General features: G+C 58.3%; 16 protein-coding genes. 8 read left to right on the top strand and 8 right to left on the bottom strand.

What is annotated here, in order from left to right; genetic code table 11:
- Window positions 1-8: 8 nt before the first annotated feature.
- Both AAGW05_RS13895 and AAGW05_RS13890 read right to left on the bottom strand, forming a co-directional pair.
- Window positions 9-1,205, bottom strand: a complete 1,197-nt coding sequence (locus tag AAGW05_RS13895; protein WP_411805149.1) for a type II toxin-antitoxin system HipA family toxin — start codon at window positions 1,203-1,205, stop codon at window positions 9-11.
- The gene (locus AAGW05_RS13890) at window positions 1,202-1,501 is read right to left on the bottom strand and encodes a helix-turn-helix domain-containing protein (RefSeq protein ID WP_411805148.1); all 300 of its coding nucleotides are present in this window, start codon (window positions 1,499-1,501) and stop codon (window positions 1,202-1,204) included. Before AAGW05_RS13890 ends, AAGW05_RS13895 begins: the two co-directional genes overlap by 4 nt.
- A gap of 918 nt (window positions 1,502-2,419) precedes the next feature.
- Between AAGW05_RS13890 and AAGW05_RS13885 the strand changes: the two genes are divergently transcribed.
- From AAGW05_RS13885 to AAGW05_RS13860, 6 genes are all read left to right on the top strand, one after another.
- A complete protein-coding gene (locus AAGW05_RS13885; RefSeq protein WP_411805147.1) occupies window positions 2,420-4,834 on the top strand; it encodes a TOTE conflict system archaeo-eukaryotic primase domain-containing protein in 2,415 nt (804 codons plus the stop codon).
- 321 nt (window positions 4,835-5,155) lie between these two features.
- On the top strand, window positions 5,156-6,505 hold the full coding sequence (locus tag AAGW05_RS13880; RefSeq protein WP_411805146.1) for an MFS transporter: 1,350 nt from the start codon (window positions 5,156-5,158) through the stop codon (window positions 6,503-6,505).
- Between the two features lie 78 nt (window positions 6,506-6,583).
- Window positions 6,584-7,276 carry a GntR family transcriptional regulator gene (locus AAGW05_RS13875; protein WP_411805145.1) on the top strand — a complete coding sequence of 231 codons (693 nt, stop codon included), beginning with the start codon at window positions 6,584-6,586 and terminating at the stop codon, window positions 7,274-7,276.
- A complete protein-coding gene (locus tag AAGW05_RS13870; protein ID WP_411805144.1) occupies window positions 7,273-8,055 on the top strand; it encodes an aspartate/glutamate racemase family protein in 783 nt (260 codons plus the stop codon). The genes AAGW05_RS13875 and AAGW05_RS13870 overlap by 4 nt, the downstream gene beginning before the upstream one ends.
- Before the next feature lie 8 nt (window positions 8,056-8,063).
- The gene (locus AAGW05_RS13865) at window positions 8,064-9,491 is read left to right on the top strand and encodes a dihydroorotase (RefSeq protein WP_411805143.1); all 1,428 of its coding nucleotides are present in this window, start codon (window positions 8,064-8,066) and stop codon (window positions 9,489-9,491) included.
- 8 nt (window positions 9,492-9,499) lie between these two features.
- The gene (locus AAGW05_RS13860) at window positions 9,500-10,231 is read left to right on the top strand and encodes an aspartate/glutamate racemase family protein (protein WP_411805142.1); all 732 of its coding nucleotides are present in this window, start codon (window positions 9,500-9,502) and stop codon (window positions 10,229-10,231) included.
- 68 nt (window positions 10,232-10,299) lie between these two features.
- Here AAGW05_RS13860 and AAGW05_RS13855 read toward each other — a convergent pair whose 3' ends face one another.
- The 6 genes from AAGW05_RS13855 to AAGW05_RS13830 form a co-directional block, all read right to left on the bottom strand.
- Window positions 10,300-10,446 (bottom strand): hypothetical protein, encoded by a 147-nt coding sequence (locus AAGW05_RS13855; RefSeq protein WP_411805141.1) that lies wholly within the window; start codon window positions 10,444-10,446, stop codon window positions 10,300-10,302.
- Between the two features lie 137 nt (window positions 10,447-10,583).
- Window positions 10,584-10,970 (bottom strand): hypothetical protein, encoded by a 387-nt coding sequence (locus AAGW05_RS13850; RefSeq protein WP_411805140.1) that lies wholly within the window; start codon window positions 10,968-10,970, stop codon window positions 10,584-10,586.
- Between the two features lie 6 nt (window positions 10,971-10,976).
- Window positions 10,977-11,393 (bottom strand): hypothetical protein, encoded by a 417-nt coding sequence (locus AAGW05_RS13845; protein WP_411805139.1) that lies wholly within the window; start codon window positions 11,391-11,393, stop codon window positions 10,977-10,979.
- Window positions 11,394-12,032: 639 nt separating this feature from the next.
- Complete coding sequence (locus tag AAGW05_RS13840; protein ID WP_411805138.1) at window positions 12,033-12,704, bottom strand: hypothetical protein; 672 nt, start codon at window positions 12,702-12,704, stop codon at window positions 12,033-12,035.
- Between the two features lie 115 nt (window positions 12,705-12,819).
- A complete protein-coding gene (locus AAGW05_RS13835) occupies window positions 12,820-13,515 on the bottom strand; it encodes a DNA-binding protein (protein WP_411805137.1) in 696 nt (231 codons plus the stop codon).
- Between the two features lie 1,147 nt (window positions 13,516-14,662).
- Window positions 14,663-15,034 carry a hypothetical protein gene (locus tag AAGW05_RS13830; protein ID WP_411805136.1) on the bottom strand — a complete coding sequence of 124 codons (372 nt, stop codon included), beginning with the start codon at window positions 15,032-15,034 and terminating at the stop codon, window positions 14,663-14,665.
- 189 nt (window positions 15,035-15,223) lie between these two features.
- Here AAGW05_RS13830 and AAGW05_RS13825 point away from each other — a divergent pair, with 189 nt between their 5' ends.
- Both AAGW05_RS13825 and AAGW05_RS13820 read left to right on the top strand, forming a co-directional pair.
- Window positions 15,224-16,009 carry an FRG domain-containing protein gene (locus AAGW05_RS13825; RefSeq protein ID WP_411805135.1) on the top strand — a complete coding sequence of 262 codons (786 nt, stop codon included), beginning with the start codon at window positions 15,224-15,226 and terminating at the stop codon, window positions 16,007-16,009.
- Window positions 16,002-17,174: a DUF262 domain-containing protein gene (locus AAGW05_RS13820; protein ID WP_411805134.1), complete on the top strand. Its 1,173-nt coding sequence runs from the start codon at window positions 16,002-16,004 to the stop codon at window positions 17,172-17,174. Before AAGW05_RS13825 ends, AAGW05_RS13820 begins: the two co-directional genes overlap by 8 nt.
- The last annotated feature ends 179 nt before the right edge of the window (window positions 17,175-17,353 follow it).

Below are 17,353 nucleotides of genomic sequence, written 5' to 3'. Positions count from 1 at the left end.
ATCTCGCCTCAACCCGCCTTGGCCAGGGCCGGGAGCCAGTCGAACACCGGCTGGAAGTCTCGCCGCTGAGCCTCACCGATCTCCGGTGGCATGAGAGTTCGCCAGTGGGATACTGCGGCTGCCACTTCAGAAACGATGGCCCGGGCCTCGGTCGGATCGAGACGGAAAGCTCCGGCTTCTTCAAGTAACGCCGTTATCCCCTCACTTCGTTCTCGAGCACCACCAATGCTGGTGGAGCGAAGGGCTTCGGTGTTCGGGTTCGGGTTGATGTCGAAGGCTGGCGAGAGGACCCAGCCGCGATCATTACGCAAGAATCCGTGATTGCGGCCATGGTCGTCTGTGTTGTTGACGGCAAGGGAGAAAACAATCCTGCGGAACAACTGGTGGAGCTGGGCCTCTGCCTGGTCAGCTACTGCCTGAATGTCCCCCACGATGTCGAGGTAGTCCATGTCATCGCCGTCGCGGTTTCCCAACAGCGTCATCGCGGAGATGTACCCAATACGTACCCCTGACTGCGCCCGGTCAAACCGGCGCGTGAGCAGCACTGCTCTCGCCCCAACATGGACCAGCTCATGCTGGGGCACGGTGATGCTGGCGGCCGCGGCTAGACGCAACGTCACGGCCTCCAATTCGATGACCGACCAGGCATCCGTTGAGTGCGTAAACTTTGCCATCCACAGTTCGTCCCCCTTGCCGACGGCTGCCTTGGGGCGGGCGCCACCGAGTGAGTCGGTTCCCATCTGCAGTAGCAACTTATAGGCGTCGTTGTCATCATTGTCGGCGGCAACCGAGTCAACTGCGCCTTGGAGTTGAGCCAGGTCCAGCAGCGGCGGGGTGTCGTTGTCCGGGTGCTGATGCAGCGCACTTCCGCGTCGGTAGCGCAATGCACCTTGCCTCGTATGGTCAGAGACACCAAGAAGCAGGTCATCGTCGTTGGGATTGCGGCCGATACGCCGGCTGACAATAAGCCGACCCCAGCGGTCCGGAGCACCGTCCTGCATGGGCCCGGGAAGGCCTGCCGCACCAGCGAACGACCCGCCTGTCAGTGGGATTTGCGGAGCGAAGGGGTAGGCATCAGGATTGGCTCGATACTCGTCCGTGTAACGGAGCATGAACGATCCGCCGGGGCGTTTAGGAGGATAGAGGTTGGCTGCGTGGACCGTGCGGCCCGCCAGTTCGATGTCGACTTCGATTCGATCACTCATGATCGCACCCTCTGCGGCAGTTTCTCGGCGGCCCGGGCCCTGCCTAATTCAGTGTTGTAAGGATCCAGAGCTTCAACAAGGAGGTTGTCCACCCCCAGAATGCGGGCAACCATCAGGACTGTGATCAGTGACGTTCCCCCTTTGCCGGATTCCAAATCACGGATTGTATTCACCGAAACACCAGCGCGTTCGGCGACCTCTGCAACCTTGAGCCCGTTGAGCTTGCGCCAGTCAGAGAAGTACTCACCAACCCGCACAGCAGTTCGCTGCGTCTTTGCTGGAACATACCGCTTCACGATCCCACACTTTCATCGACAACATCAGTATATATCAACTAAATCTTGATAAATATCAGAATACTTACACTTATGATCGCTCAGATGATGTCACAGCGCCAGAAATTCCCCGCTCCGCACACAGGGCCACCACCTGTCCGCAGAATCCTTGAGGCCTCATGCCCGCTCTGAAGCACGACAGATCAAACAACGCTAGGCCGATCAAGACTCGTCATTTATGGAGCAGCGGACATGAGAAAATCGGCTAGATATCCCCATCAATCAGCCTTAGAAGTTCCTCAACAACTGCAATCCAATTTTCATTTAGAGCGAGCTCTACAAGTTCATCCAACAAGATTCGCGCATTCGATTCCCCCGTGCCGCCCCGGACAACCGCGGGGCCGCCTCGGCGGACTCCCCGGTCAACCGCACGCACCGGCACGGCATCAACATGGCCTGCCGCACGGCGACGGGGCCACTCCTTTCACGTGGTGGCCCCCACGGTATGGTTGCCAAATGCACCTGCCGAATGGTCCAGATCGTGAGCAGTCCGACAAGAGAGGCGACACAGATTGGATTGTCGTCGACATCGCCCCGGAACTGCGCGCTGGGTTTGCCAACCGCTTTGCGGGGATGCTTCAGTTCCGTTTCGCCGGTGCAGGGAGACTGTAGATCACCAACCCAGGACGGATTAGAGGCCAATGACCGACGAAAACTCTAATCAATCAAACCTTCGATGCGACGCAAGCGGCAAAAATATTGGGCGGGTGATCCCGATACCCGGTTCAGACGACTGGAAGATTGAATGTCCTGTGTGCGGGACCTGGTGGCACGGCGGTAGTAGTGTCCTCAGCGAACACGACCGCCCGCGATAGGCGAGCAACTGGAGGCCAGTGACCGGATTCAGCTTTCCATGCCCTGTCACGACAGAATGGTGTTGTGAGTGACGACACTTCTGAGTTGCCGGAACAAGATCCATTGCCGGGCCTCAACGCTGGCCGGGACCCTGCACTGGCTCGTGAGCTGGCAGAGTTGCGGCTGGACAACGCCCGGCTTCGTAAACTACTGGAGCTGAGTGAGGAGCAAGCTGCGGCGGCCCATGCCGACCAGCCGGTGTTCGCCGCGACCATGCCGGCCGGCCCGGTAACCATGCACTCCACACCGGAAACCAAGGTCCTGTTCTTTGAGAGCCTGTTTCGCTGCCGCAACGACGTGTACGCAACGCGTTGGGAAAACACTCAGGACGGGCGGTCGGGCTGGGTACCCGCCGTCGTCGGTGGCTGGCACAAGGGAAAGCCACGCGACAGCGTCTCCTTCCTCAAGCTCACACCTTCCGTCGTCGCAGACCATCTGACTGGCGCAAAACACATCGGCTTATACCCGCTCACTGAAAAGGACACCTGCTGGTGGATCGCAGCGGATTTTGACGGCAGTGCAGCCATGATGGACGCATTGGCCTACGTCAAGGCCGCCCGGTTCCGCGGCATTCCCGCCGCACTCGAAATTTCCCAGTCGGGCCGTGGCGCGCACGTGTGGATCTTCTTCACGGAGGCCGTTCCCGCAGCATCGGCCCGGCAACTGGGCACGGGCCTCATCCATGAAGCCATAGGACTGCGGGGCAGCATGAGCTTGTCCAGCTACGACAGGCTGTTCCCTTCGCAAGACGCGCACACAGGAAAGGGCATGGGGAACCTGATCGCGGCCCCGCTGAACGGAAAGCGGCGTAACAACGACGGCACCACCTTGTTTTTGGACACCACAACGTTGGAGCCCTTCGAGGACCAGTGGGCGTACCTCTCCAGCCTGGACCGGCTCACGCCGTCGGCCATGAACGGCCACATCCGACGCCTGCCCTCAGTTCGATTGGGCAAGGACGTGCGTCAGCTTGAATTGCCGCCGTCGTCCAAAATTGTTCCCCGTCCGGCCATGGTCGTGCAAGCAACGTTCGACTCGCGCCTGACTATCCGAGCCATTGACCTCGGCCCGGCCATGATCTCCGCCATCAAACATGCCGCGTCCATGGCCAACCCCGAATTCTACGACCGCCAACGGCAGCGGCGATCCACCTGGAACATTCCCCGCTACCTACACTTTTACGACGAGACCCTCGAAGGGGACCTCATCATTCCGCGAGGCTTACTGTCCCTGTTGCAGAGGTTGGTGGAGTCCGCCGGCAGCACGCTACGCGTCGACGATCAGCGAGCAGCGGGCACCCCGAAGGACCTTGAATTCCTTGGCGAACTGCGTCCCGAACAGAAACAGGCGATGCATGCCATCGAAAACATCGAGCACGGCATTCTCGTCGCTCCACCAGGCGCCGGCAAGACGGTCATTGCGTGCGCAGCGATAGCCCACCACGGCGTTTCCACGCTCATCCTGGTCGACAGGAAAGCACTGGCGGACCAGTGGCGGAAGCGGGTCCAAGAACTGATGGGAGAAATACCCGGCCAGATCGGCGGCGGTAGGGCCAAGACCACCGGAAGGATCGACGTCGCTCTTCTTCCCACGCTGGCCCGTCGCGACAACGTGGCCGAGTTGACGGCTGGCTACGGCTTTGTGATCGCTGATGAGTGCCATCATGTGCCGGCTGCGGCTTTTAGCCATGTTATGAATCAGATGCCGGCCAAGCATTGGCTCGGCCTGACGGCAACGCCCTACCGGCGCGACAAGCTCGATGCGTTGATGTATCACCAGCTCGGCGATGTGGTCCACACGATCACTGCGACGCCGGCCCAGCAGCTGCCTCGCCACGAGCTCGAGATCCCCTCCCCCGCCTTAGCACTGGAGCTGCATCGCACCAAGTACGCCTATGCTGGCGACGCCGATCCCAGCGTGCCCGGCGGCATCGCCGAAATCTACCGGGACCTCGTGGCCGATGATGAGCGGCTGCAGCAGATTTACGACGACGTCATGGCCACTTACGCGGCCAACTCACGTATCTTGCTGCTCACCACATGGAAGGCACACTTGGAACAATTCCGCGTCAAGTTTGTCGAGGCCGGCTTGTCGCCGGTGGTCCTTTCCGGTGGGATGAAGAAGGCCGAGACGCGCGCGGCTGTGGAACTGATAGAAGCAGCCGATCCGGACAAACCACTGCTGGTGTTGGGAACGGGGGCGTTCATTGGCGAAGGCTTTGACGCGCCCAAACTGGACACACTATTTCTTGCTGCACCGATCTCTTTCAAGGGACGCCTTGTCCAATACGCGGGGCGCGTCACACGGCCATTTCCCGGCAAGAACCGTGCCACAGTCCATGATTACCACGACGAGCTCACCCCCGTCTTGGCAGCTTCACTTTCCCGGCGGGCTCCCGGCTACGTCTCGCTTGGGTTCCCGGATCCGCGGAAGATGTAGCCGGGCCGGCTGGTTGCGGGAGCCCGGATTGCTCGCTCACAATGGCCCAGCAGTCTGCGCAGTCAGACCGTCTCCCCCTCTTCAGCTTGCCATTTTGGGCTCTTCTTTTAGCCCATCAACTTCATTGACTGTGGCGTGGAACACTAATAAATTGGTTTTTGGGATCCCAAGATGGGATCCCAAAACATACTTTGTTACACACACTGCTCCAAGTCCCTCTGCACCACCCCGGCCAGCCGTCCATCGGGCCCAGACACCGACGGCTGTGGAACTCGGCAGTCCAGCAACACTTCCTCCCACCTTCCATGTAAAGGAGCAGCCATGTCTCTCCCCAGTACTGAAGCGGTCGCAACTCCCACCACGGTCAATGATGACCGGCCCGGCAAGGACAATGTGCAACGTCGCACCAAGGTCCGCTGGAAACTGTTCATCTTGCTCTTGGTTGTCGTAGCCGTCAACTACATCGACCGCGGATCCATCTCCGTCGCCCTCCCCGTCATCCAAAAAGAATTCAATCTCCCGCCTGAGCTCGTCGGGGTCCTGCTTTCGGCCTTCTTCTGGACCTACGCCCTCATGCAGATCCCTGCGGGCTGGTTGATCGACAAGTTCGGTCCACGCAAAGTCATTACTGCCTCGTGTGTTGGGTGGGGCGCGGCGACAGCTGCATCCGGCCTGGCTGGCGGCTTCATGAGCATGTTCATTGCCCGGTTGGGCATTGGCGTTACGGAGGCTGGCGTGATGCCGGCCGGCGGCAAACTCAACGCCATCTGGATGCACAAGAAGGAACGTGGCCGAGGTGCCACCATCCTTGATGCCGGCGCCCCGCTCGGCGCAGGTGTTGGCGCCATCCTCATCACCTGGTTCATTGCCGCCACCGGCAGCTGGCGATACTCATTCTTCATCGCCGGTGCCGCCACCGTCGTCATGGGCTTGGTCATCTGGTGGTATGTACGCGACAATCCCCGCGACCACCGCGCCGTCAATGACGCCGAGGCGGAGTACATCGAAGCCTCACACGCTGAGGAGGACGCTGAAGCTGAGCTGTCCGGCAGCACCGGCAAGCGCGCGTTGCTCCCCTACTTGAAGTTCCGTTCCTTTTGGGCCATGTGCTTCGGGTGGCTCGGCTTCAACGGCGTCTTTTACGGCCTGCTCACGTGGGGCCCGCTGTACCTGTCGCAGGACAAGGGATTCGACCTGAAAACAATTGGCTGGGCCACTTTCGTGATCTTTGGCGCCGGCTTCGTTGGCGAGATCCTTGGCGGCACCATTGCAGACAAATGGCGTGAAACAGGTGCATCAGCCAACTTGGTGATGCGTACCCTGCTGGGCATCTCCAGCACCGTGGTGGTTGCGGGTCTGATCGGCGTCACGATCGTTCCGGACCCGACGACGGCGGTCGTCCTCCTCTCGGTGGTGATGTTCTTCCTTCGCTGGGTGGGCCTGTTCTGGAGCATCCCGGCTACCTTGGGCGGCCGGACAAACGCTGGAGTGCTGGGTGGAGCCATGAACCTCAGCGGCAACATCTCCGGATTTGTCACACCGATCGCCGTGGGTTTCATTGTTGGGGCAACCGGCTCGTACACCTGGGCATTGCTGTACTTTGTGGGCGCCGCAGCCATCATGGGCGTCTCCGTATTGACACTCAACTACAACAAGAGGCTGCCCGTTTAGCCTGCGGGAAACACTCAGGACACCGTCCCGACGCGTTCCGCGATCACAACCCTTCGCTCAAACCAGAATGGAGCAATCATGAACGACTCGCAGGACACCCGCGAAAAAGTTCGCCCCTTACGGGAAACCGTCCGTGACACCATTCGGGCACGAATATTTGAGGGGCACTATGCTCCCGGGACGCGTCTTGTGGAACGTGACCTGGCCACAGAATTCCATGTCTCCCGGCTCCCCGTCCGTGAAGCCTTGCGCATGTTGCGCCAGGAAGGCATCATCAGCGACCGCAGAGGCAGGGGCGCGGAAGTCAGCGCCCTCAGTTCCAGGGATGTTGCCGATCTCTTCGACGTTCGCAACTCTCTGGAAGTTCTGGCCTGCCGCTTGGCCGCGGACAGGGCCAGTGACAAGGACCTGCGGATGCTCGACCAGCTGTTGGGTGATGCCGAAGGTTTTTTGGCCAAAGGCTCCCTCCTCGAAGCGCACCGGTGCAACAGCGATTTCCACGATGCAATCACACGAATCGCAGACAACAATTTTCTGCGCACCGCCCTGGAACCCCTGCAAGGGCGAATGCACTGGCTGTTCCGGCACGTCAGCGACCTTCCGGAGCTGCTTCAGGAACACCGGGCGCTCTACCTCGCCATCGCCAGCAGGAATCCCGACCGTGCTGCCGCACAATCCGCCTCCCACATCGACAAATACCGTGAACAGTTCCCGCTGGACAACCACGAACCGGATCTCCCACAGCGGACCCCTGAACGAAGGAACCCATGAAACTCCTTGTCATCAACCCCAATATCAGCGAAGACGTAACCGCCCTCATCGAGGCCGAAGCCCTGCGCACCGCTTCCCCGGACACTGAACTCATCGTCCAGACAGCCCGATACGGCGTCGAATACATCGAGACACGCTTCGAATCCCTCATCGCCGCAGGAGCAGTCGCGGAGATCATCGCCGAACAATGCACAGGCCCTGACTCCGACCAGATTGACGGCGTCGTAGTAGCAGCTTTTGGCGACCCTGGCATGCCGGCATTGAAGGAACTTGCAGGCATCCCCGTCATCGGAATCACCGAGGCCGCACTGTGCGCGGCAGCCTTGCAGGGCCAGAGATTCGCCATTATTGCCATTTCCGACCGCATCAAGGCTTGGTACCAGGACTGTGTCAACAACTTCGGTTTGGGCAGCCGCCTCGTCTCCATCCGGTCCATCAACGAGACACTGAACTTCATCGGATCGGTTCAAACCGACTTCAAGGAAACCCTTTTGGCGTTGAGCCGGCAGGCCGTGGCAGAGGACGGAGCCGACGTCGTCATTCTCGCCGGAGCCCCACTGGCCGGCCTTGCCCGGGAACTTGTCGGGCAAATTCCAGTCCCCGTGGTGGACGGCATCTCGGCCGGCATCCACATGGCCGAAGCCGTGGTGCGAATGGGGTCCGGATCCCACCAGTCAGGATCGTTCGCTCCGCCCCCAGCCAAGGGTCGCAAGGGCCTTTCACCATCTCTCAATGCGGCCTTGGCCAACCTGCAACCGGCACCTGCCGCTGCACGATAGGAACAATCATGTTGAACATGCCAGAACTCGTCATCGCCAACGCTACGGTCGTCAACTCTTGGGGCCGGCGCCACGCCCATGTGGTGGTGCGCGACGGAAAAATTGAACAGGTGTTGGATGCCACGAATCCGGTACCGGCGGCGCTGCGCACCATCGACGCCACCGGACAGCTGGTTATTCCGGGAGGAGTGGACGGCCACTGCCACGTTGCACAGGTCACCGGCAGATTTTCCACGCTGGATGACTACCAGACCACGTCGTCGGCAGCTTTGTGGGGCGGCACCACGACCATTGTTGACTTCGGCATCCCCCGCGATGCCACCGAAACGCCTCTTCAGGCCGTCCGCAACAAGCGCCGTCTCGCAACCCAGTCCCGCTGCGACGTGGCCCTGCATGGCTCTGTCGTCACCTGGGACGAAACCGTTCCATTGCAGCTGGAACAAATGGCGGCCGAGGGCGTCCGCTCGGTGAAGCTTTACACCACCAACCGCGACAGCACCATGGCCAATGGCGACACGATCTTGAAGGTCATGCGCGAGATGGTGCGCTTGGACGGGCTGACCTACATCCACGCGGAACACGATCCAATCATCGTTGACTGCACCGAACAACACGCCGCGGCCGGAGCCATCAGCATCAACCACCTGCACAGAACCCGCCCGGAGCTGGCAGAGGAAGTCTCCGTGAAGGAAGTCCTCGCCATGGCCGAATACACGGGAGCACCCGTCTATTTTGTCCACCAAACCACTCCGGGCGCCGTCGATCTGGTTACTGATGCACGACACCGCGGGCACGAAGCGTTCTCGGAGACCTGCCCGCACTACCTCACCCTGGACGAGAGCGTGTACCGGTCCGATTTCCCGGAATGGTTCGCCTGTTGCCCGCCAATGCGCAGCGCCAAGACAGTCGCAGCCTTGCGCAACCGTCTGGCCGCAGGCGTCATCCACACCGTGGCCTCCGACCATTCCTGCTACGACCTGGCCCAGAAACGGGAGCGCACAGACGATGTCCGCGCCATGCCGCACGGTCTGCCGGGCGTGGAAACCAGGATGCCCGTCACCTATACGGCCATGATGGAAATGCCGGGCTGCCGTGTGGAGGACTTTGTGGAAGTCTTCTCGGCAGGGCCTACCCGTATCAACGCCATCCCGGGCAAGGGGACCATCGCTGAAGGGTACGACGCCGACATCGTCATCTTCGACCCCGACCAGCAACGGGCCGTCGACGGCGCCCAGTTGCATATGGGGACAGATTTCTCCCCCTTCGACGGCAAGACCCTCTCGGGATGGCCCTCCACAGTTATTTCTGCCGGACATGTTGTTCTCAGCGACGGCACTTTTCATGATCCGGGGCCCGTCGGAAAGTTCATTGCCCGGAACGGCTTCCACAACCATCAAAACACCGTCGACGGTGCAGCCGTCCTCTCAAACGTCTAGGAGCAGACATGCCTTCCACATCACGAACCAAGCGCATCGGCATGATCGTGCCGTCATCGAACACCTGCCTTGAGCCGCAAAGCTACCGAATCCTCGGTGATCGCCAAGACGTCACCATCCACTTTGCCCGAATACCCGTCACCCGGATTGCTCTTGACGACTCATCTGACAAACAATTTGACGCCGAGGTGATGCGTGACGCGGCACGCCTGCTGGCGACGGCCGACGTCGACGTCATTGCCTGGAACGGGACCTCAGGTTCATGGCTGGGCGTTGACCACGACCGCGAGCTCGCATCCCAAATCCAGGCTGCCACGGGGATTCCGGCAACCACCTCCACGCTGGCCTACATGGACGCCTTTGCATCCTTTGGCACGGAATCCATCTCGTTGTTCACCCCATATACGCAGGATGTGAACAGCAAGATCATTAACGCCTACGCCGAACACGGCCTCATCACCGTGGCCGACCACGCCTTGGGCCTGAGCGACAACGAATCCTTCGCACGCGTCACAACGGATGAACTTCGACCGGGCTCGCTCAAGCTGGCGGCGTCGGCGCCAGACGCCGTCGTATATCTTTGCACCAACCTTTTCGGGGCCAACATTGCCGCCGAAATCGAAGAGCAAACCAATATCCCGGTGCTGGACTCGGTGGCCGTCACCCTCTGGCAATGCTTGAAACTTGCCAACGCGCCGCTCCTGGCTCCCCATTGGGGACGGCTGCTCACCGATTCCTAGTCGAAGTCCCCTCCGGGGCCCGCACCAGCGAAATCCATCGGCATGTGGCGAAGGATCTCATGGGCCGTTCACGCCCAGTGGAACAGCGGGCCCCATGCAACAACCACCACGGCTGCCCAGATTGCATAGACAGGCAGGTGGTCCGTCTTCCAGCGCCCCAAGGCTGCAACCGGGCGGCGCCCGCGCACAAATGCCAACCCAAGCCATGCGGACACCACCAGATTGACCAGCAAAATGATGTTCAGGCCAAGGGCCGCCGCACGGTTTGAGGTCAGCCCCAGTTCAAAGGTCCGCCTGCCATCGCCACCAGGATGACCAGATCACCCACAAGCGCGGCAACCACCATCACCACCTACAGCCAGTCCGCGAATCCAGCCGGGGCGTGAGGTGTACGCGCAGAAATTGTGTGCAGCCACAACGCCAGCACCAAGACCAGGATCACGGTCATCAGGATCAGCAGTTCACGCTCAACGTCAAGGGGATCCGGGTTGACGGCGAAGGCGACCAGCAGTGCCGCCAGCAACAGAATGGTCAGGGGCGAGAACACTCTCGCCAACACCGGGGCACTGCTCTCAATGACGTTCTGCTTGGACTCCACCAGCCATGCGGCAATGAGGGTTGCCCCGGCCGCACCCAACGGCAACACCCATTCAAACAGGGGGACTTGCGGATCAATCCCAACGGCGTTGAGGGTGCCTCCGGCCAGGGCCAGCAGCAGGCCGCCACCGGCCGCTATCAAGAAGTATTACACCGCCCATTCGCCGGTGAACCGGATGAAGTCCATCCGGCGCCGCCCGGGCCGCGATTCCCCGCCCATGTAGAGCACTCCCGTCAGAAGCCACAGAAGGATGGGTGTGTGGATCGCGGCCAGCAGCAGGGTGTCACTGTGCTCGTCAGTGAACGGATAGGCCACCAGCAGCACGGCCGTAGCCACATATCCGGCAGCCATAATCCCCACTGTCCGCAGTGGGACGTTGCGCTTCCAGACGAAGAATGCGGCCATCCATGGCAGGACCAGCACGGATGCGAGGCGGACAAACTGCTCAGTGCCCAGCCATGTCATGCCTGCCCTCAGTGACAGGGCAGCTACAACACCCCAAGCGATGGCGACCCACAAGTCCCGGCTGAGCCTGCTCGTCTCCTCCTGGTCGCTGCAGGTCAAGACGAGTTGTTTCCACAGGCGTTGACATGCCCGGGAACCCCGGGACATTCGAACCGATATTGCTTCATGGGATAGACGGGTGAACTATGCAATCCAGTTCAGCCTGAACCCTATCGCCACAGGTCAGAGGTACATTCACCGCCTGATATTTACCACGCCTTTTCAACGTTTATAACCCCCGCTTGCGAAGCGGCGGTCCATTCGAGCTTGCCAATAAGCCCTTTTGACCTGTTCCTACATGATGCGATTGCAACAATGCAAGATACTAAATAGTGGTCGTTGTGTCTTCAAAAGTATGAGTTCTGTATGACGTGGTGGGAACGCCCTTCGGACTGGTTCACGACCACGAGCATAGCCAATTAGCCACCGAAGCTGTGCTTCTCATTTTACTCTTGCTTCTTCGCGGCTAGCCTTTAAACCGCAAATTTCATGGAACGGATCGTCAGCGCACCGACGCGGGAATTTGCTGACCATCACACCTGACGCTGATCTTGAGCACCTTGCGGCCCTCGATCGCATCGGGTCGGGATAGGTGTGACGGCGACGCCACTAAAACGTGGCTTGATTCGCGGGACGGTTCACGATTTGCTGCCAGCTTTACGAGGTGGCCGACAAGACTAGATGGCTTCGTAGGCTGGCTCAGGTCGGGTCGCCCAATCGGCCGATCGGAGGCAGCCCAGGCAGTTTGTCGACGGTTGCCAGGATTCGCAGTACGTCTTGTGCAGCTTGTCGGTTTGACTCTTCCAGCTGCATCCATCCGTGGTGCGTCGGAGACTCGAGCGCAGCAAACAGGGCGTTGAACCTCTGCCTATCAGAGCCATGACGCGCCTCGACGATGGCGTAAGGATCTTTGATACATGCGCACAGCACGGCTGCGTCGTCCAAGTGCCGGCCGCGGTCCCGTGAATCCGTCATGTAGGCAGCACCTTTAAGAACGAGGGCGCCGTGCAGGTTGGGGATGCTCAGCCGCGTCTGGCCACCGTCATCGCCCGTGATCATCACGTTTACCGTGCGCTGGAGAGCCTGGGTACCGCCCTCGATCCGGAACGGCTCCCTGCCGGCCATCCTCGTAATGTTCCGGGGTGCCGTGTGGTCTGCGATCATGACGTCGACCTGTTGCTTACCGCGAATGAAGCGGTGGGCTGGTGCGTCCTTGTCTATGGAGTGTTCGATCTCGTAGCCCAGGGCTCCGAGTGCCTGTTGCATCTTGGGAGCAGTGGTCGCCTCTGTCTCGATGTGCAGCACCATGTCTACGTCCGTGGTGGCTCGGCTGACGGGCAGACCCGCTGCTGTTGCGTGTAGCTGAACCATGAGCCCACCGACAAGAGTCCACTGTTCTGAGGGGATCGCGGCGGCCAACTCCATGCATTGTGGCCAAGGTGACGTCCATCCTCCGACTGGTGCCTCAATAGTCCAGGTTTCACGGTCATCCACCATTAGCTTCTTTCCACTGCCCGAGAATGCCTTCGAGCATTTTTTCGCCGGCAGCCCTCTCCCGGGAGTTCAGTGATTCCATGAGGTCGACCGCAATGGCGGCATCGGGGGTGCCGGGGCCCTCGAATGCGTATCCACCATCGACGATGTGCATGATGATATTCCCGGCAGGGTCCTCCACCAAAGACAGTCCGTTGACAATCATCGACGCCCTGACTGTGTCGAGGTAGCCTTCCAGAACATCCGTCCGTCCGGCGGCCAGCCCGAAGCGATCCGCAACCATTGAATCGTTCAGGGCCGTAGTTCCGGTAGGCAGGAAGTAATCTGCAGCGCGGGAAATACCAGAAGGTGCAATGCGGTAGCGCTTCACCTGGTCTTTAGTGCCTACAGCGGCGGCCAGTTCGGCTGGATCCATGATCTTGAGGCGTTGCTTGAGTCGGTAGCGGGCCGTCGCGTCAATCCAGTGCGGAATTCCGCCTTCGATGATGTTGAGCGCAGCCCAGGCCGTCGCGGAATTCCAGCTGCGCCCCTTCAGGGTGCGCCGGTTCTTGTACCGCTGGATTGAAGCACTGTCGATAAGAATCGAGCGTCCAGCACGGCCAGCGACAAGTAGACCTCCACTCTTCAAGAGCTTATGGACCATAGCCCGTGTGGCCGCCAGCTCTTCCGCAGCTTCCGCTGTAGTCATCCACGATCGAACCATGGTCATAATGGTATACCATCATGAACCATTATGGATAGATGTATTGGTGCATAACGATCTACCAATACGCCCATACCTAAGCGAGGCAGTCGCGCAGTCATGGGCGGCACCATAGAACGGAAGTATGAACGCATGACCCATCCACGCCCCCACACATCAAGAAAACGTTCCCAGAGTGGTCGCCTCTCAGAACAAGAGACGTAGATCGGAGCTTTCATCCTCGTGGCACCAAGGCCAGGCTATCCACCCGATCAGACTCACTCAAAATACGCGGGCATCGTGATCAGGTACTTCATTCGAACCGAAACAGCCTGCGTTGAAGGATCGGAATTCCAGCAGTGCGCAAACATCAACGAAATCTATAACCGCAAGTCAGAGCATGTTGAGAACTAATAAAAGATCGTCAGTTATCAACGCTTATGAACCCCGCTTCACCAAGAAGCGGCCATTTTGAGTTGGCTATAGGCTCTTTTAGCCTGTCCCTGCGTGGTGTGATTGCAACAACGAGTGATACTAAATACTCTCCACTTTGCACTGATAAGGATGAGTTTTGTATGACGTGGTGGGAACTCCCGCCGGACTGCTGCACGACCTCGAGCCTGGCAAGTCAGCCACCAACGCGTTGCTCCTAATTTTACTTTTTATTCATCCCGGGCTGCCGGCAAGTCGTCATATTCACGGAACCCATCTTCAAGGCCCGACGCGTGGACCCGCCAATTGGCTCACCTCACGGTGATCATGGATGTGTTGCGGCCCTCGATCAGATCCGTTGGAGCTACGTACGATGACACCACCCGTTCAACGGCGGCATGATACCCAGGACAGTTCACTGCATGCCGGGAGTGATCATGAAGTAAGTGATAATGAGTCCTGCAGCGTTCTTCTCGTCAGCCGTCGTGATTGCGTTGACGTTCACCGACTTACGCGCGAATGTTGCCGTTCCCGATGCTTTGGCACCGCCCCGGCGGGGCGCACAGCATAGCATGGGTGTGCGCATACCTCTCTCAGAAGCCATTGAACGCCTCAACAACGTGGCAGGGGCAGACCAAGCACAGCTACGAGCCCTACCGGCGCCACGAGGTCAGCTCCGGCCGATCCACCTGATATTCTGGCGGTACGTGGCGCCCGGGAGTTAAATGGTCGAGGCGGGAATTTCCGTTCCAGGCCATTCGACGGTGACGCCATTGACCGATGAGGCAACAGCGACAATCGATTCTGCGGACAAAAGCATTGCGGTATCAGGGAATGAGTTCGACGTGTTGTAGCTAATCCCCAGCAAATTCCCGTTGGAATCGACCACGGGGCCTCCGGAATCCCCTTCGCTTGCCTCCGGCTGCATCAGCCGTATCGCGCCGCCCTGGTGAGTTGAGCGGTGCTTGGCATTGCTGAGGCGGGGGAATCCATCGCGTCTTCCCAGCTGAGTAACTTCGGCACCAAAGTGGTGAGGACCAATATCGCGGGGAAGATCGAAGAAGGGACTGCCCCGGCTTTGCTTGACTGCCAACTAAACATTGGGCATACCCGTCTGCGCGCGAGCCGACAGCGAGATAGTCAGTCAAGCTGCTACGATCCAAGCGGGTTTTGCAGTTGCGGTACTCACAGTTGAACGAGTTGCCTCGGAAGATTAACCACGAAACAAGTAGTCGAGCTGGCAGCACGGGACTGGTCCATTCTTATTAGAGCTGGGGATAGTATGACCAAAATCGAAGTTAAGTCCGTCACTGAGTTCTTCAAAGTGATTGGCGAGTTTGCTGACCGCGCCGGCCCTGATCCGCTTTGGTTCCGTGGTACTGGTTCAGAAAAATATAAACTGGCCCCCAGTTTATATCGTCACCCCTCCGCAAAAACGATTGAAAAGCTTCTCGACGTAGAAAATCGACTGATAGAGCGTTTCCGTCAGCGGTCAGTTCCCTTCCTAATGGATCGCCATTTAAGCGACGACTGGGAATTTTTGTTTCTAATGCAGCATTACGACGTTCCCACAAGACTTCTTGACTGGTCTGAAAGCGCAATGGTCGCGTTATGGTTTGCACTAAATAGCAAAGCAAAGGATCGTGAGTTTGCGAGCGTCTGGACACTCAATCCAACAAAATGGAACCAAAAAGTCTTCGAATTCCAAAGCTACAGAGGTGGCATTATGTCGATTTCTGATCTCCAACTACTAGGTTACAAGCCTGGCGCGGGGGCGACCTCAATGAATACCATGCCAGCTGCGATATATGGGACACACAATAGCCCCAGAATAGTTGCACAGCGAGGCGCTTTTACGATCGCCGGATCCGACCTCACCGCTCTTGAGGAAACAGAGGCAGCACGGAATGTCGACGGCCTTCTTAGCAGGATTGTAATTATGGAATCTGAAGTTCCCATCATGCAAAAGCAACTCTCTCAAACAGGTTTCACCGAGTCAATGGTTTTTCCAGATCTTCCAGGCCTGGCCCGTGAACTCAGCTCAATGGAAGGATTTTCAAATGTTTAAGATCAGGCCTTTTGAGGCTCGAACGCTGAGCTGGTGGTATACGCAAAAAGATTTGATCGATACCGCCCCGCCCTACCAGAGGGGTGGAAGGCTATGGACCAAAGATGCCAAAGCCTTCCTCATCGATAGCATCTTGAATGAGTTTGATATACCGAAAATCTATGTGGCAGATTTTTCATATACAAACAGCCCTCTCAATAAGTCCAATATGCAGTACGCGCTCATCGACGGAAAACAGCGCCTAGAGGCAATTTTTGACTTCTTTTCTGGCAATTTAAACCTTCAACAAAACTTCTTTTTACATAGCGATCCGAGTTTGATGCTTGGAGGGCTTTCGTACAAGGATTTGAAGGCAAGCTACCCGAAAGTTGCGAGCTTATTCGAAAACTTCAATCTGTCAGTTATGTCAGTGATTACTGACGAATCAACGAAAATCAACGAGCTATTTTTACGGCTGAATACGAGTAAGCCGCTGACTGGTCCGGAGTACAGAAACGCCATGCAAGGTGTTGTGCCGGGACTTATCAGGCAAATTTCGGAAAACGAGTTCTTCAAAGAAAAGGCCTCGTTCAACATGACCCGAAATGCTGACCAGCAGGTTGCCGCAAAGTTCCTGCTTGTGGAATTTCGCGGAGAGCTTACCGATACAAAGAGATTCCACCTCGACCGGCTGGTGGCGCAAGGTGCGGCACCGAGCCCGCAAAGGCTCGGAAGCGATAGACTTATCGGTGACGCAAGCACTAGTGCTGATTCTGAAACCTCAGCAGACGACGTGGTCGAGACCGGCGAGGACGCGGAGGCTCCTGTCACTGAATTTTCTAACGCTGCCAGTAGAGTCGAAATAGTGCTCGCCATCATGAATAGAATGTTCACCAACCGCGACAGTTTACTATCGACACAAGGACCCCTGGTTATTTACTACTGGTTCGCACGAGAGCAGGGCTACAAGCCAAATTTTCGAGAGTTCCTAATTAAATTTAGTAAGGACGTTAAATCGTATAGTCAAAGATCTCAAACGTCTAAAGAGGGTATTCAACTCGACGCAAACGAGAACGAGCTTGCCCTATTCGCGTCGCTCAGTAGGAGCGTAAATGACTCTGGCAGCCTTGTTGGTCGCTATAGGATCCTTACAAAGCGGTACGAAGACTGGTCGAGTTCCGCATAAGTGATTGAGTCAACTGGGCGTGCGTAACGCGACACTTGGCGAAAAGCGCAGAGACTACGCGCTCACCAACCCGCAGTTGAAGCCCCGCAATCTGGATCTTCATCTGGCTCTTCGTAATTAGGCATGGTTGGTGGGGGCGGCGTCAAGCCGTCTTAGTAACATCTTCGTTGAGTAACATG

The organism is Arthrobacter sp. LAPM80 (genome assembly GCF_046736435.1).
Classification (GTDB): domain Bacteria; phylum Actinomycetota; class Actinomycetes; order Actinomycetales; family Micrococcaceae; genus Specibacter.
Note: the sequence above shows the minus strand (reverse complement) of the source record. Positions and strands in the feature narration are given on the sequence as shown.

Coding starts and splice junctions, on each gene's coding strand:
- AAGW05_RS13895 (WP_411805149.1), bottom strand. CDS start 1,205: ATGAGTGATCGAATCGAAGTCGACATCGAACTGGCGGGCCGCACGGTC.
- AAGW05_RS13880 (WP_411805146.1), top strand. CDS start 5,156: ATGTCTCTCCCCAGTACTGAAGCGGTCGCAACTCCCACCACGGTCAAT.
- AAGW05_RS13875 (WP_411805145.1), top strand. CDS start 6,584: ATGAACGACTCGCAGGACACCCGCGAAAAAGTTCGCCCCTTACGGGAA.
- AAGW05_RS13870 (WP_411805144.1), top strand. CDS start 7,273: ATGAAACTCCTTGTCATCAACCCCAATATCAGCGAAGACGTAACCGCC.
- AAGW05_RS13865 (WP_411805143.1), top strand. CDS start 8,064: ATGTTGAACATGCCAGAACTCGTCATCGCCAACGCTACGGTCGTCAAC.
- AAGW05_RS13860 (WP_411805142.1), top strand. CDS start 9,500: ATGCCTTCCACATCACGAACCAAGCGCATCGGCATGATCGTGCCGTCA.
- AAGW05_RS13840 (WP_411805138.1), bottom strand. CDS start 12,704: ATGGTTCAGCTACACGCAACAGCAGCGGGTCTGCCCGTCAGCCGAGCC.
- AAGW05_RS13835 (WP_411805137.1), bottom strand. CDS start 13,515: ATGACTACAGCGGAAGCTGCGGAAGAGCTGGCGGCCACACGGGCTATG.
- AAGW05_RS13825 (WP_411805135.1), top strand. CDS start 15,224: ATGACCAAAATCGAAGTTAAGTCCGTCACTGAGTTCTTCAAAGTGATT.
- AAGW05_RS13820 (WP_411805134.1), top strand. CDS start 16,002: ATGTTTAAGATCAGGCCTTTTGAGGCTCGAACGCTGAGCTGGTGGTAT.